The organism is Streptomyces sp. 13-12-16 (assembly GCF_002114215.1).
In the GTDB taxonomy this organism is placed as follows: domain Bacteria; phylum Actinomycetota; class Actinomycetes; order Streptomycetales; family Streptomycetaceae; genus Streptomyces.
Map to the genome: position 1 here is coordinate 1 of NZ_NCTE01001117.1, position 2,204 is coordinate 2,204.

Genomic DNA, 2,204 nt, shown 5'->3' on the forward strand with positions numbered 1-2,204 from the left:
GGTGGCCGCGCCGGCCGGCGCGCTCGGTCTGTCGATGGACGAGCTGGTGGGGCGCTGCGCCCCCGCCGCGCCGAGCGCGTCGATCGCCGCCTGAGCCCGGTCCCGGCACACGGGGCGCGGCACACGTCCCGCATCCCGCATCCCGCATCCCGCGTTCCGCCGGCGCGGGGCGCGGGCGACTCACCCACAGGGGTGTGAAACGGCGTCGACTCCACGGCCGCGACGACGATGGTCTTGGCAAGGCCGCCCGAGAGGCTTACGTTCGTCCCTCTACGGCCGTTTCTACGGGCGTAGAGGCTCTGACGTCGTGTCGAAGGAGCAGCTCATGGCCAACGTCGTACGTGCCGCTCTGGTCCAGGCCACCTGGACCGGTGACACCGAGTCCATGCTGGCGAAACACGAGGAGCACGCCCGTGAGGCGGCCCGGCGGGGCGCCAAGGTCATCGGGTTCCAGGAGGTGTTCAACGCCCCCTACTTCTGCCAGGTCCAGGATCCCGAGCACTACCGCTGGGCCGAGCCCGTGCCCGACGGGCCGACCGTCCGCCGGATGCGGGAGCTGGCCCGCGAGACCGGCATGGTGATCGTCGTACCGGTGTTCGAGGTCGAGCAGTCGGGCTACTACTACAACACCGCCGCCGTGATCGACGCCGACGGCACCGTCCTCGGCAAGTACCGCAAGCATCACATCCCGCAGGTCAAGGGGTTCTGGGAGAAGTTCTACTTCAGGCCCGGCAACCTCGGCTGGCCGGTCTTCGACACCGCCGTCGGCAAGGTCGGCGTCTACATCTGCTACGACCGCCACTTTCCGGAGGGATGGCGGCAACTCGGCATCAACGGCGCCCAGTTGGTCTACAACCCGTCCGCCACGCACCGCGGCCTCTCGTCCCACCTGTGGCGGCTGGAGCAGCCGGCGGCGGCCGTCGCCAACGAGTACTTCGTCGCCGCGATCAACCGCGTGGGCGTGGAGGAGTACGGCGACAACGACTTCTACGGCACCTCGTACTTCGTCGACCCGCGCGGGCAGTTCGTCGGCGACGTCGCCAGCGACAGCAAGGAGGAACTCGTGGTCCGCGACCTGGACTTCGACCTCATCGAGGAGGTGCGGCAGCAGTGGGCCTTCTACCGCGACCGCCGCCCCGACGCCTACGAGGGGCTGGTGCGGCCGTGACCGACGACCTGCTGGGCCGCCACCGGTCCGTGCTGCCCGACTGGCTCGCCCTCTACTACGAGGAGCCCATCGAGATCACCCACGGCGAGGGACGCCACGTCTGGGACTCCGACGGCAACCGCTACCTCGACTTCTTCGGCGGCATCCTCACCACCATGACCGCCCACGCCCTGCCCGAGGTCACCAAGGCGGTGAGCGACCAGGCCGGGCGGATCGTCCACTCCTCCACCCTCTACCTCAACCGGCCGATGGTGGAACTCGCCGAACGCATCGCGAAGTTGAGCGGCATCCCGGACGCCCGGGTCTTCTTCACCACCTCCGGCACCGAGGCCAACGACACCGCCCTGCTGCTCGCCACCGCCTACCGGAACAGCAACACGATCCTGGCGATGCGCAACAGCTACCACGGCCGTTCCTTCAGCTCGGTCGGCATCACCGGCAACCGCGGCTGGTCCCCGACCTCCCTCTCCCCGCTCCAGACGCTGTACGTCCACGGCGGCGTGCGCACCCGGGGCCCGTTCGCCGCGCTCGACGACTACGACTTCGTCGCGGCCTGCGTCGAGGACCTGAAGGACGTCCTCGGCCACACCCGCCCGCCCGCCGCGCTGATCGCCGAGCCGATCCAGGGCGTCGGCGGCTTCACCTCGCCGCCCGACGGACTGTACGCGGCCTTCCGCGAGGTGCTGCACGAACGGGGCATCCTGTGGATCTCCGACGAGGTGCAGACCGGCTGGGGCCGCACCGGCGAGCACTTCTGGGGCTGGCAGGCCCACGGCCGCGGCGGCCCGCCCGACATGCTGACCTTCGCCAAGGGCATCGGCAACGGCATGTCCATCGGCGGGGTCGTCGCCCGCTCCGAGATCATGAACTGCCTGGACGCCAACAGCATTTCGACGTTCGGCGGCACCCAGATCACCATGGCGGCCGGCCTGGCCAACCTCAACTACCTGCTGGAGCACGACCTCCAGGGCAACGCCCGCCGGGTCGGCGGCCTGCTCATCGAGCGGCTGCGGGCCGCCGCCGCCCACGTCCCCGC

At 70.2% G+C, this 2,204-nt stretch carries 2 protein-coding genes and 1 pseudogene; all 3 read left to right on the forward strand.

All coding sequences use genetic code 11. The features are described from left to right. Window positions 1-94, forward strand: a pseudogene (locus B7767_RS48660) (XRE family transcriptional regulator); the annotation flags it as partial. Window positions 95-325: 231 nt separating this feature from the next. Beyond that, entirely contained in the window at window positions 326-1,168 is an 843-nt protein-coding gene (locus B7767_RS36135) for a nitrilase-related carbon-nitrogen hydrolase (RefSeq protein ID WP_085575729.1), read from the forward strand. Next, window positions 1,165-2,204, forward strand: a 1,040-nt coding sequence (locus B7767_RS36140) for an aspartate aminotransferase family protein (protein ID WP_085575730.1), incomplete at its 3' end; no start/stop codon positions are given. The genes B7767_RS36135 and B7767_RS36140, both read left to right, overlap by 4 nt.

Excerpts from the sequence above, each read along its gene's own strand:
- B7767_RS36135 (WP_085575729.1), top strand. The coding sequence starts at position 326 with ATGGCCAACGTCGTACGTGCCGCTCTGGTCCAGGCCACCTGGACCGGT.